A 13449-nucleotide genomic window follows, 5' to 3' on the forward strand; every position below is an offset into this window, starting at 1 on the left:
CCAGAGGAACTGCGACAGAAAAACAGATTCTACGGCAAAGGCCGCTTCACAGGGTGAGGCCGTGCTCATTGAGCACCTTGTCTCTAAGAGCCCCCTTGATCTCACGGGCGATCTCTTTGCGAATTGCGGGGCCCAACGCTCGCTTAGCATCTTCAACCAGGTCAGCTTCAGCCCCGGTCAATCCTTGGTCGGCGAGCTGTTGCTCCAATCTGCTGTCGAACTCCCTCCCCATTGCATCAATGAGCTGGTCCTGCGCCTTGGCGTGGTCTTCAGGTGCGATGCGACGCACCACATCGTCCCAAGGCTGCCAGTCCATTGCCAAGTAGTCGCCAAATTCAACCGCCTCCCTGGTCCTTACGGATGTCTCTGCGCGGTCAACGTCGGCGTCGGTGACGCCGGAGACCTCAAAGAAGCGCATCTCCGGCGCGACGTGTTGCAGGCCCAGCCGCTCGCGCAGCTTGTTCTGATAGGCAAGGAAGATCTCAATATCCTCGATGTCTTCGACATCGTCAGCCGAGCCGAGAGAGTGAGCCTTCTCGCGCGCAATCGCCTCGAGCGCGTCCATGCGGAACATGACACGCCCCAAATCGACGAGATCGGCAAGCCGTGCCTTGTGGTCATAGAAGCCGTTCTCGACTTCTGCGATGAGGCGCGCGGTCTGCATGCCGTTCCACGTCAAAGTTCTACGATCCTCGCAGCTTTGGTTGGCATCCCACGCCAGTTGAAAGTACTGCGCACGCAATTGCGGAACTTTTGCCGCCTGCCGCAGATCATTGGCCACCGATTGCCGAAATCCTTCATTGCTAGAGTTGACGGAATTGAACAGCTTGCCGAGGAAGAGCCCGTACTCCCGGGCGCCCGGCTCTTCTGCAAAGTTCTGCCAAGCGGCGAGCACCTCCCGATCGCCCTCCCGTGGATCGCTCTTGAGCCATTCTGCAACCGTTTCAGCGAGAGCTTCCGCCTGCTCATCGTCTGTCCCGGACGCTTCACTTTCGTCGTCGCGCGAAAGGTGGACGGTCGGACCGGCATAACTCTCCGCGCTTAGGACTGTATTCAGGTCCGTCAGCACGTGCTCGGATAGCGGATTTTCAGTCAGCACTATGGTGATGCCGGCGCCCAACCCCGTCAGTAGGTCCTCGGGCAAACTAGTCAACTGGTTTAGGCTTGCGTCGAGAAACTCGAGCGAAGCGGGGAGAGCCTCAGGCAGCTCCGTCAGCTGGTTTTCGCTGACATCGAGAAACTCGAGCGTAGCAGGAAGGAGCTCTGGCAGATTTGTGAGATGATTGTGGCTGGCGTGGAGAAATCGCAGTGAAGAAGGGAGGCCTTCGGGCAGGTTCGGCAACCGATTGTGGTTGGCGCAGAGAAACTGGAGCCCGGCAGGCAGCACGGTAGGGAGACTCTCCAACCGGTTGGAGTTTACGTCGAGGCCTCTGAGCCCGCTTGGCAGCGCGGGCAGGCTGCTCAGGTGATTGCCACTGACATTGAGACGCTGGAGCGAAGCAGGAAGTTCGTCAGGCAAATTCGTAAGCCGGTTGAAGGGCACATAGAGCACAACGATTTGGCTTGGAAGTCTGGGCAGACTGGTAAGGGACAGCGACTCGAGATCCAGTATGGCGTCTTCACCCAGCGCATTCATCCGCCTTGCCGCTTCTTCCCGGTCCTCGAGGGGACCCACGTCCTGTTCAGCAAGCCAATTTTCGAGCGCCTCGTCTTCTTCAGCCGCCCCATGGGGTGAATGCCCAGAGTTCGATGCGAAGCCCGTGACGACTTCATCCCACTGTGCCGCTCCCCCGTCTTCCCCCGCGTCTTGTCCGGAAGATGCAGAAGAAATGCTTTCGCGGCGCTGAATCTGTCCTGCCTCAAAAGGATCCATTCCACTTTCCTTACCACACCGAGCCAACCCGGCCCGTGACAACGCGGTCCAGAGCTTAGGGCATCTATCTTTCGACAAGCTGACAGACCTATCGCGGCAAGGGTACGATGGCTTCGAAACCGACATGACTTCGGTACGAACGAATCATCGCGGTCGCGGGCAGTTATCTCCCATCTATACGTTTCGGCATCTAACCGACGCAGCGGCGGCTTAACATCGCGCCCCAGCGGGGCAACGGTGGGTTATCTCAATGGCAGCCAAGGGAGCCTCTTTCGGTCCAGTGCGTGAAAAGGAAGAGCGGCAGTCGCTCGAACGCTCAACTCCGGAGCGGTCCTTTCATGTGGGTAAGGCAATCGGTGCAACTCTTTTCCTCGGGTAACAAATCGTGCAACTCTGTGTTTTGCAGCGAGACCCGTCAGCTAATCGACAGGTGGCCGTAATAGGGGCAGATCGCTTTCACGTTGGCGGTTCCTCTAGATCTGTCCGGTCAACGGAACGGCAGGAAACGTTGCAGCCGCATCGATCCATTCGCCTCAATCGCGTGAAGCTGTCGCTTCGGCCAGGAGTGGGTCGACGCGTCGCACGTGCGCCCGCTCGAATGATTATTGCGCCAGCGCGAAACTCCTGCTTCGCAGCATTGCGCGGCGGCAGGCGTATTCCTTAAGTTTCTGATGATGGAGAGAAATGGTGGACATAGGACAGACACAGCGGAGCGCAGGTTCCAGCCCGGACACTTTGGAAGAAGGGGAGCGTGAAAGCTACATCGGCGGCTTCAACCGTGCCCTGGCGAGTTTGGTCGAAAGCTTGACAGGATATCGGACCCCGGCCTCCGCGCGCGCGCGAATCCTGGACGACTGGGTTGCCGAGGAGGGGCAGGGCGAAGCCGAGAACAGGCGACAGGGGCGCTCACGAATCAGGGCTGCGGATAACATGCGCTCGAACTCGGTCGATTTGTCATCCCTGTCTTTAACCGCTTTGCCCGACGCCCTTGCGCCGAGGCTACTGAACCTCGGCGCCATGCACAATGAGCTAAGTAGCCTGCCCGCAAGCCTTCCGCCTGGTCTCCGCGAGCTTCTTATAAGCCACAACCAATTGACCAGTTTGCCGGACGCTCTTCCGGCGAGCCTCTATTGCCTCGAGGTAAGCGATAACAGGTTGACCAGTCTCCCAGACAGCCTCCCAGCGGAGCTGGGGATCCTGAACGCAAACAACAACCGACTGAGTAGCTTGCCCGAGGCTCTTCCAAGCAGCCTCACCGTGCTGTCGGTCAGTGACAATCAGCTGACCGAGCTTCCCGAGTCCCTCCCATGGGGTCTCGTTGAACTCGATGTCAGCAGCAACCAATTGGCCAACCTGCCCGAAACCCTTCCGAACTGGCTTCAATCAATCAATCTCAGCGGTAACCGGCTCACCAGCCTCCCAGAACATCTCCTACCGGGAAGTTTGAGCTATCCGCTGGAGAACGTCGAATTCGGCGATAATCCATTCCCGGACGAGGTCCGCGTTCGCCTTGCGGCACCGCATCTTGGGCAGCTGCCTCTGTCGGAGGCTGCCGCGCACTGGCTGGGGGACGATCCGGCGGCGCTGGCCGAATGGCTGCACTTTGCGGATGAGCCTGGCGCCCAGGACTACGCCCGGTTCCTAGATCGGCTACGCGGGACCGTCAATTATGGAAGTGCCGAGTTTCGGCAAGCCGTGGCTGATGATCTGCGGCAGGCGGCGGCCAATCCGAGATTGCGCGAACAGTTTTTCACACAGGCTTCCGAAGCCAACGCCAGTTGCGAGGATCGTGTTACCCTGCATTGGAATGGTATGCGGACCGCGCGCCTCAATGCTGACGTGGAGGAGGGGGGGTATGATGATAGGCTCGACCAACTGATCCAGCGCGGCCGCATTGCATTCCGCCTAGACGCGCTGGATGGGATCGCGCGCGACCGCGTGAACTCGCTCCTCACCCTGCACCCGAACCTAGACGACGTCGAAGTCTACTTGGCCTATCAACATCTTCTGCGCGAGCCGCTGGAGCTGATCCACGTCGCCTCTGACATGCGCTTTCTGACGGTTTCTCACGTGACGTCCGACGATGCGGCGCGCGCTCTGGATTCGGTTCGCGAGCAAGAAGCGAACCAGTTTACCGACTACATGGCAACCCGCTGGCAACCCTGGGAGACGGTGCTGAGACGAATCGCTCCTGATGAATATGAAGCGATGCAAGAACGGCTCGTCGAAGCCATGGGCGAGGAGTTTCAAACCCGCTTGGGTCAGCGACTGGCCCAGCACGGTCTTCTAGGCGATCCGGATGCGGAGCGGGTGCTCGGAGCCCAAGTCCGAAACGAGCTCGCCAGCGAGATTAAACGCGAGGTCATGCACCGCGTGCTGGCCGCGCGTGGCGGCCTCGAGTTATGAAGTCTCAAACCGCCGCAGGTATATTATCATTGCTCTGCGGCGGAAGCCAAAGATCGATGCTGCAGTCCCGCCAATTGCTGACAAGGTGCTTTTGCGCTTCGAAGGCGCGCTGCGTCGATCAGTTCCTCTCGGTGTTGCCGAGCTTTGAAAGCTGGGGACGCAAGGCGAGGTGTACTCCGCTCGAAAGCCTCGTCGGGGCGAGAGCTCCCAGTTGAAAGTTGTTGATAAGACCAAGGTGGCGCGGCGGTGAAAGGAGTTCTTCCATAGGCGCGACCGCAGCGAACCAACTCGCTTTGGTTGACGTTCAAGACAAAGGTCGCCGGAGTGGCCGGAACTTAATTGATCTGTGACTGCGCGATAATCCTTGTCGAGGCTGAGTGATCCCCGCTGTGATGTTTGAATTCCTCTCACGATCGACAGGGCGATCCATTGATATCTCGTCGACTGGAATAGGCCCGGCGAAGAGGTGCGGAAAAGCGGGAGTGCACCCGTCCTGTCGCCAAGCGGTCGGCCGGACGAGAGGCCGTCAATCGCGCAGCAATGTCCAGATCTCGTCAGCTTTTCGAAAGGTTGCAGCTACAACAATCGAGAATCGTGTCTCGCTAGATGATCTGCTGCCGGCCGTGCGGATTGCTGCATTGCCAATACAAACATGAGGAGAGCAGGATGGATCCGGTTGACCCATTCTTGAATTCAGGAGCCTGGATGCGGGAGTACGCTGCCTTGCAGGGGCGAAATGGGCAGCGAGAGGATAATCCCTCCGAGCAGGGTGAATTTGAAAGGCGGCTGGAGGGCTTGAACCTCGATCCTTCTGATGAAACCAAATCAACGTCGCCTGATCGGGCTCTTACCGCACGCGGACGAGCAGTCCGGCGGGATGAGCTAGGTGGGTCGATGCGGGTGCCGCCACACTCCGCATTTAGGGAGAGTTCAATAGGCCCGACGCGCCGGAGCATAGACATTCCTCGCTCTCAGCTTCCCGCTTTGGCGCAAGTGCCGCAATCCAGTTTGCGCGATGATCTGTTCAGCAGCGCACGCTATACCTTTCCCGACGCGGAGCCTGCTGCGTCGACCAAGGGCGGAAAAAGCCGCGGATTATGGTCACGCTTCAAGTCCGGAATCGGCAAGGCCCTTGGAGGGAGCGGCAGTGAAAAGTCCTCGCGCGAGGCGGGGCAATCGGAGCCCTCTTTTCCGACGAATCTACGAATTGATTATGCAAGGCAACCGGGCCGGACGCGCGGGGTCTCTGCCGCCGATGAGGAGCTCATCGAAGATTTCAGAAACAAGGCGACGGGTAACCTCAGCGACGGCACGATCAAGAATGCGGCAACCGATTTGCGCCATTTGAGCGCGCGCCTGAGCGCGGCCGGCAGGCCCTCAATCGCGGATCGAATTCGCCGGGAATTGGAAAACGCGCAGCTGGAAAATCCTGATGTGGAAAACCACCAGCTGGAAGCTGAGCTCGATGAGGATGTCGATACCTACGCAAAGGACCGGGGCAGGCGCATCAAGGCCGCCTTGAAGAAGCTTCGTGAGGTCGGTGCCGGAAACGCCCTGGCGGCCGATGTCCGCCGACTGGCTCCTCACGGCGCGGACGCAACCCTGATCGGCATGTGGGCGGCGGCGGAAAAGGCGACAGGCAGGATCGACCCGAAGACGATCGACAGGCAAGCTCGCCGCATGTCGAGGCTGAGTGAGTGGCTGCAGACGCATGACCGGCCACCGATCGCCGGCCGACTGTCCACCGCTGGGCTCGCTCAGGATGTCGAGGAGTACAGGCACGATACCGACGACAGCAAGATCAACGCTGATCTGGTCAAGCTTGGCCAATACGAGCAAATCCTGGAGGCGAACAGGGCGCTCGGATTGCTGCCTCCTCAGGACCCTGGTCAACCGTCTGCGGAAGGTGCTCGGCAGGTTCACTCGCCGCAGGAACTTCCCGCAATGCCGGCAACGCCGAGCGCGGGAGCCTGGGAATGGCTTGGCGAGCAAATGCACGGGCCCGCCTCATCGATGCCAGCGTACCGGGGGGCACACGCTGCCTCATTACAGCAGCTTCCTGCAACGCCAGCGACGCCAAGCACCCGAGCTTGGGACTGGCTCGGGGAGCAAATCCACGATCCTGCGTCACCGGTTCCAGCGCCGCACTGGGCCGCCCAGGCTGATCTGCCAGTCGAACTTCCTGCGACTCCAGCTACCCCAAGCCAGGGCGCATGGGCCTGGCTTGGGCAACAGATGCAAGAGCCCGCATCGTCGTCGTCAGTTCGGCCCCAATCGTCAAACATTTATGCCGGCCTCGATTCCTTCGTCGATCTGGACCCGTCAACGCCGTACCACTTGCGTGACGATGCGCACTCTGCGCCAGCACCTGAGCTTGCAGCCGCATCGTCGTTCGCAGGACTGCCGACGGCGGCTCCGGAGCTACGGGATATTGGCACAATTGTTGGCGCCGGCTGGCGCCACGGCTCGCAGGCGGCTTCAGACGTGTTGATCGATGTCCTGGGCAATATCAATCTGCTGCCAAACCAGTTCGGACCAAGTCAGTTTGCGATCAACGGTGAGCTCTATTCGGCTACGTTTGGACCAGGCGGTCGCAGGGATGTTCGCCTGGTTCATCACCCGCGCGCCGGTGGAACGAACGAGGCCGGACCATCCCAGTCGCTGCATCGCCCACCGCCAATCGTAAGCGCAAGGCAAACCGAGGAAAGTGCAGTCGATCTTGGCTATCTTATCCGAGGCGGCTGGGAGCATAGGGAGCGATTCCTGCCGTCTTACCTCGTGCGCGTTTTGGAAGGCGAGCGCATCATGCCCCAGCCTGGGCGGCCGACCTATTTCGAGATCCGCGGTGTGCCTTACAGGGGCGAGTTGGTGGAACGCGAGGGACGCCAGCGCGTTCGCATTTTTCCTGAACGTGGCTGAAGAGGCAGCAGGGCAGCAATCCCCGTCTCTCGGCGGGGCAGCTCGCGTGCGGCGTTCCTATACGCGGCTTTGGCAGGCGAGATCGGCTGCTAAAGCGTGATGGCATTAGGTCCGATAGCCTGAATTTTTGAGGTAGTTGGAGCATTCCTCGGAGGTGAAGGCATCGAGTGCGTGGCCGATTGCGGCGCAGACCGCGTCGACGGTTCGCGCGGCAGCTTTGCGGAGCAGGTGCTTGAGCTTGGCAAAGACCTGTTCGATCGGGTTCAGGTCGGGCGAATATTTTGGCAGGAAGAACAGCTTGGCGCCAGCCGAACGGATGAGCTGGCGAACTGCTTTGCTCCTGTGGCTGCCGAGGTTATCCAAGACGACGATATCCCCGGGCCGAAGGACGGGCAGGAGAACCTTCTCGATGTAGGTGCGAAAGCTCACGCCATCGATCGGCCCTTCGATGAACCATGGCGCATCGATCCGGTCATGGCGCAGGCCGCCAGAAAGGTCATGGTCTTCCAGCGGCCGTGGGGAACCTTGGCGTGAAGCCCGCACCCGCGCGGCGCCCATCCCCGCAAGGGTGCCATATCGGTCCTGGTCCAGGTCTCGTCGATGAAGACCAGCCGCTCAGCTTCGACGCGACCTTGATATTTTGTCCACTGGGCTCGCCGCCGCGCGACCTCGGGTCGATCGCGTTCGCCAGCCGCCACGCTTTTTTTTGAAGCTGAGCTTCTCGGCATGCACGAAGTCCCACACCGAGTGGTAGTCGACCTTCAGGCCACGTCCGGCAAGCTCGGCAACGAGCCCGCGTATGGTGAAATCGCCGTCCTTGATCCGTCGCGATAGCCAGACCGCATGGTCTCCCGAGACCGCCATCGGTTTATGACCGCCCATCTGGCCTGGCTCAACGCTGCCGGTCTCCTCGACCCGCTGCATCCAGCCAACGGCTGTGCTGATCGCCACCCCAAACTGCTTGGTCTGCCTGATTGCGGGACATCCCGCCTTCAATCGCGGCCACGACACGCTTGCGGAGATCCAGAGAATAAGGCTTGCCCATCCATGCTGGCCTCCAATCCAGCCAGCATGGTGAATCAGAAACAAGCTGATTTGGGAATCCCCAAATCGATTCAACCTAACCCCATCCCGCTTTAGGTCACGGACTGAACCGTGCAGCTTCCTCGTTGTAGAACCAGGCAGGCTCATTGGATCCTACGAATTTTGTGCATGCCCTAAGATGCCTTCTGCATCCCTGATCCTTTCACAAAAAATCGCCAATTCTTGTCGTGAAAACCTTCGCTCAGCGAGCCCTGCAGATCGAGCGCGTTTGTCCTCGAGGGAGCACAGCGCGGAGTGCAGCCGACGGAACAAGCACCAAGAACATGGCTACCAGACAAAGGTTTGCTGACGAATTCTTTTCGTAACGATGGGCCAAAATCCTCGGCGGGCGTGTTACTTCGCAGCGTGCATACGCTTAAGCCTTCATGCGCAGTTCAGTTATTACGCTATGGAATGACTCCTCGCGATGACTTTCAAACAGCTCCTCCGCTCAGTGGTTGGTGGGAAAGAAATCGATAAACCATCGTATAGCTCGTTTCCCCTTTCCTTTGGGTCTTTATCGCACAGTCAGCTATTGGAGTGCAGACTCGAGCGGCGATTGTCTCCGCCGTCATCGGACAGGTCGATTTGTCGCGAGCTATGTATTCGGCTAATTGGAAAAGCGTGGCGAGATGTTGATACATCATGTAACAGGAAAGGTCATGCCTGAGACAGCGCACGATCGCGATCTCGCTTTGGACTTCACCAAAGGAGTGCTCATTATTTTAGTGATCGTCGGCCACCTGATCCAATATATCCTCTACCGAAATGAAGGGTTTTGGGATTCGGCAAGTTTCAAATGGATCTACATGTTCCACATGCCTCTCTTTATGGCGATAAGCGGTTATCTTTCCTGCCGAGCGCTAACGGGAAAGCCCTTCACGAAAGCCATCTGCGATCGTGCGATGCAGCTCCTGTTGCCTATGCTGTTTTGGTGCTCTCTCCTGGAGACATTAAAGTTGACCGTGTTTCCCCGACCGGCGGGCGCAGCAGACAGCGTTTTGCAGTTCCTGAATGATTTCGCCGGCACATACTGGTTCGTCTGGGCCGCGTTCATTTGCTTTCTTCTCGCCAAAACTATTTCGATCTTCAATCATTCCTCGTCCTGGGTCTTCTTGGTATCGGTCATTCTGGTCGTCCTCGCACCTCTGACCTTTTCCATATTCCCTCTCATAAAGTATACGTACCCGTTTTTCTGCTTGGGACTCGCATTTGCGCAGTCGGAGCGGTGGACGAGCATAGTGCGCTCTCAGGGGCCGTTCTTGATTATGTCTGCCTCAATGGTGGCGATGATTTGCTTTCTGATCTGGCGCAATGACACTTATGTCTACAACAATCTTGCTTTGGTCCAGGATTTGCAGTCCGCAAAGAATGTGCTTCTGATGTTTCTTGGCTCAGCAGCTGCCTCAGCGGTGATGATTGAGATCCTACTTCGAACATGGAATATTGGCCGCTCAAATCGGGTGGTCCGCTTTATCGCCGCGAAACTGGGACCGAGCACGCTGGTGCTGTACTTGATCCAGGGTACGGTATTCCGTCTAATGGATTCGATACAGTATGGAGAATTGTGGAGCCCCACAACGAGGGCGGCCGCGGCTACATTTCTCGGGGCAATGATTGTTGCCGTCGCGCTTGCGGTTCGCTGGACCGTGCGCGACATTCCTTATCTGTCCCAGCTCATGCTCGGAGTGCCACCCCGCTCCTTCGTTTGTCGAACCAGCCCTGCCGATAAGTAGCTGTAACCGAAGTCTGGTCAGAAAGGCTCTCGCAGGCCATCGTAGATTTGACCTGCGACTGAGTATTTGCTCCGGAAGGAGTTAGGGGACGGCCCGAAGAAGGACGGACAAATGAAGCGCGCCAGGTTCACGGAAGACAGATTATCGCGTATTGAAGGAGCATGAGGCTGGGGCGAAGTCAGCCGACCTGCTCGCAAGCACGGTGTCATCTTGATGTGCTTGTGCCGATTTGATGTGCTTGTGCCGATCTTCTGCGGCCAAACCTCACTTTATCGCGCTCCTCATGAAGTGAAGGCCAGCCACCAATCCTGGTAGGCATCCCACGTGCGCTCTTGGCGCTACAATTCGCAGCCCGTGGAGCTTGACGACACTCCTGGGAAGGCGAGGTGGTAGCTTTGTTATGGCAAGGCAGCCCAGCCAAGTTAGCGGCGCGTGGTAGGGACAGCGCTTTTCAGGGCCGACAAAGCGCCGAATCACGTTGCCGCTAACTTCCACTTTGGTCGAAGTGGATGGTGATCATAAACGGGACAAGCGTTCGCCCGCCGAGATGAGGCGCTTGGGGCGGATATTACGCCCTGACCAGATGAACTTGGGGCCATCGTCAAATGCCGACGCAATCGCCTTTTGCGGTTGCCCGAGGATGCGTTCGGGGGGCATCCCGCGCATTCCGCCTTTACGCTCGCAAGGCGCTGACTGGTATCTGGGAGGGGCTCGGCCTACCTATCGGGCAGACCCCCTTGAGAGCGCAGTGCGGACCGGCGATCCATCAGCGACACTCGACTAGTAGCGAAAGGACATTGTCGGGTCCGTCGTGAGTGGCTCACACCACATCAACCGTGCGGCCGTATTCTTCGACATAGAACTCCCATTCGCCGCTCTCGATGTCTTTGATTGCCTGATCGATGGATCGCTTCCGCTGCGTTTACGTCGGGGTTTAGTCCGCCGACGTGTGTGATCCTTTCGTGAGGGTTCTTTCCGTCCTTCTTGTTAGTGCAACGAATGCGTGCGTTTGGCCATTCGAGTCTCTCCTAGATCGGCAACCAGCTTAGACGAAGGTAGTCGATCAAGGCTGCCATCAATCATGGTAGGCTCGCTGGAGTCCTTCGCGATATAAATTGGCGGTACCCCGTATCGCGATGTGCCCTTGCACGAAAGCGGACGGGGGCGGGTTGATCATCTCGGCTTTTCTGAAAGCTCCTCTGCTTATTCATCATCAAGCATGCGCCGAAGCTCACTTGGAGGGAATTGCTCCAGATCCAAAGCAAAGTCTTCTGGATCAATAGACGCTGGAGCGGCAAGGTGATTATCCCCTCGTCCGTGAAGCTCGTCATGTAAGTCCTTTTCCAGTTGCTGGAGCTCCTCGGAAGGCACGGAGACTGGGACGTGTTGATTATCGACAAGATCCAGTACTCGCCGAAGCTCCCCCTGAAGAAGCTGCTCTGAATCGAATGCGACTTGCTCCTGGATAAGAGACGGCGAGGCGAATTGATCATCGTGCCTTTCCTGTAGCTGCTCTGCGGACCCATCATCAAGCAGTTGCCAAAGCTCCTCTGGAGGGGACCGCCCTGGATCGAACGTAAATTCTTCTGAATCAATGGAAACAGGAGGAGCGAAGTGATCATCCCGTAGTCCGTGAAGCGCGTCGTGCAAGTCCTTTTCCAGTTGCCGCAGCTCCTCTGGAGGGACGGAGACTGGCGAGTCGCTGGGTTGATCATCGAGATGATCCAGTACTCGTCGAAGATCTGCCTGAGGTAGCTGCTCCGAATCGGATGCGACTTGCTCTTGGACGAACGCCGAGGTGGCGGGTTGATCATCTCGCCCCTCGGTAACCTCCTGTGCGTCTTCATCCTCCAGCAGCCGCCGAAACTCCACTTGAGAGAACTGGTCTGGATCGAAAGTAAACTCCTCCGGATCAATGAAGAACGAAGGAGCTGCATGATCCTCCAATCGTCCCTGAAGTTCGTCGTGCAAGTTCTTTTCCAGTCGTTGAAGCTCCTCCTCTGAACGGACGGGAACTGGCAAAGGGATTGCTTCGTCATCAAGATGGTCCAGTCCGCGGCGAAGCTGCTCCTGAGGAAGCTGCTCTGGATCGACCGCGACCTGTCCTTGGAGGAGAGCCGACGCCAACGGGACGGGTAGATTTTCCTGCAAGTCCTGATGCTCCTCTTGCCGCTCAGCTTCCTGCAACGCGCGGTGCTGCGCAGCGGCGCCGTCGATGCGTATCGGGTCCGTCAGTGACGCGGTTTCGGGATTGATTGGAGGCACGTTGGGAGGATTGAGCTTAGCGCGAGTGCGCCCTGGACGCACGATGGGCACGACTACGCCCGTCGACCGAAAGGTCCGCAGATGCTCTAATGCTTTAACGAGTCTGTTGCTATTAGAGGAACCGCTGAACTCGCGCACGTCACTGCCATCGCTCAGCGATTTGCCGTCTAGCCGAGCAACAATGCTTGGCTTGTTGTTTGCGAAGAGCCAACGGCTATAGCCAATAAGAGAACCTGCATGCTGCTTCGCCGTAACGGCGGCCGTCCCGCCCTCAATAAGCGCCTCCTCAAGCCTGAAGATATCGGCAGCATCCTCGGGATAAAGAGGCCGCCTGTCCCACTGCCCCCGGATTATGACGCCCGTTGAGGCGACCGGCATTGCTCCGCCACTTCCTCCTGAGGCGGCGCTTGCGCTCGGTTTCCGATATACCAGAACTTCTTCCAGATCGTTCAGCGTCCTCTGTCTTTTCGCTGCTCTCGATTGAGTTGCGTCATGTTCATGATTGATGGGGGCCTCCTCGCTTGCCAGAAGATTGCTCCGGGCACTTGGATCCATCGCTTCATCCGGGGATTGCTGGCCATCGTTAGATGCGTCTTTCGCCGAGGGGAGCGCGCGCGGTCGCCCGCGAGAAACCAAATGGCCGGAATCATGATACGCACGAAGCACGCTTACGCCTGTCTTCATGAGGGCGTCTTTCGGAAAGTAAGTATCCAGGTGATTAACCAGGGACTGGTGGTCCCTTAGATCAGTCGTTTGGCCACGGGCGCGGAGATCATTCGCCAGTCGACGAAGTGCCTGAGTATAAAGCTTGACCGTGTTCGGTTGTGGGTTCTTCTGAGCCGTATATTGAGCAACCGCCCTGTCGATAAGGTCCCGGTCTTCTGTAGATAGATGTGGATAGGAGCGTCCAGCGCCGACGGGCGCGGGTTGGGCCTGCCTTGCCTCAGCCAAGTGCTGCTCAAAGCCATCTTGCCCGGCCTGGCTTGTCTGCGGCTCTTGCGAGACGGCGTGCTGCACTTGCGAACAAGCTGGCACGTTAAACGGATCAAGATCTTGCGGGTCCACACTAACCTCACCTCCAGGATCACCTGAACAGGTCTGCCTAGTCGGGCAAGCTTTCGAGAACCTGACCTGGCTATGGTTCCGCGGCGGAGAGTTAATCGCGGT

5 protein-coding genes and 1 pseudogene are annotated in these 13449 nt (G+C 58.2%); 3 read left to right on the top strand and 3 right to left on the bottom strand.

The annotated features are described in order from the left end of the window. Positions 1-46 precede the first annotated feature (46 nt). On the bottom strand, positions 47-1873 hold the full coding sequence (locus GGD62_RS27600; protein ID WP_183711250.1) for an NEL-type E3 ubiquitin ligase domain-containing protein: 1827 nt from the start codon (positions 1871-1873) through the stop codon (positions 47-49). Positions 1874-2557: 684 nt separating this feature from the next. On the opposite strand from GGD62_RS27600, the gene GGD62_RS27605 reads away from it, so the two are divergent. Beyond that, positions 2558-4279: an NEL-type E3 ubiquitin ligase domain-containing protein gene (locus GGD62_RS27605; RefSeq protein WP_210317950.1), complete on the top strand. Its 1722-nt coding sequence runs from the start codon at positions 2558-2560 to the stop codon at positions 4277-4279. Between the two features lie 1008 nt (positions 4280-5287). After that, positions 5288-7198 (top strand): hypothetical protein, encoded by a 1911-nt coding sequence (locus GGD62_RS27610; RefSeq protein ID WP_246800313.1) that lies wholly within the window; start codon positions 5288-5290, stop codon positions 7196-7198. A 105-nt stretch (positions 7199-7303) separates the two neighbouring features. Here GGD62_RS27610 and GGD62_RS27615 read toward each other — a convergent pair. Then, a pseudogene (locus tag GGD62_RS27615) lies at positions 7304-8243 on the bottom strand (IS630 family transposase). A 670-nt stretch (positions 8244-8913) separates the two neighbouring features. Between GGD62_RS27615 and nolL the strand changes: the two are divergent. Beyond that, positions 8914-10017 carry a nodulation factor fucose acetyltransferase NolL gene (gene nolL / locus GGD62_RS27620; RefSeq protein ID WP_183711252.1) on the top strand — a complete coding sequence of 368 codons (1104 nt, stop codon included), beginning with the start codon at positions 8914-8916 and terminating at the stop codon, positions 10015-10017. Between the two features lie 1203 nt (positions 10018-11220). Here nolL and GGD62_RS27625 read toward each other — a convergent pair. Next, the gene (locus GGD62_RS27625) at positions 11221-13347 is read right to left on the bottom strand and encodes a hypothetical protein (protein WP_183711255.1); all 2127 of its coding nucleotides are present in this window, start codon (positions 13345-13347) and stop codon (positions 11221-11223) included. Positions 13348-13449: the final 102 nt, after the last annotated feature.

It is taken from the genome of Bradyrhizobium sp. ERR14, assembly GCF_014198235.1.
Taxonomy (GTDB): Bacteria; Pseudomonadota; Alphaproteobacteria; order Rhizobiales; family Xanthobacteraceae; genus Bradyrhizobium.